The organism is Streptomyces sp. NRRL B-1140, from assembly GCF_001280065.1.
In the GTDB taxonomy this organism is placed as follows: domain Bacteria; phylum Actinomycetota; class Actinomycetes; order Streptomycetales; family Streptomycetaceae; genus Streptomyces.
On the sequence record NZ_LGEA01000075.1, the window covers coordinates 1 to 214 of the forward strand.

The 214-nt window shown below is 58.4% G+C and carries 1 rRNA gene; it reads right to left on the minus strand.

Annotated elements, in window-relative coordinates:
• Positions 1 to 214, minus strand: a 16S ribosomal RNA gene (locus tag ADK65_RS09360); the annotation flags it as partial.

A 214-nucleotide genomic window follows, 5' to 3' on the forward strand; every position in this document is an offset into this window, starting at 1 on the left:
CACGGGACAAGGGTTGCGCTCGTTGCGGGACTTAACCCAACATCTCACGACACGAGCTGACGACAGCCATGCACCACCTGTACACCGACCACAAGGGGGCGCCCATCTCTGGACGTTTCCGGTGTATGTCAAGCCTTGGTAAGGTTCTTCGCGTTGCGTCGAATTAAGCCACATGCTCCGCCGCTTGTGCGGGCCCCCGTCAATTCCTTTGAGT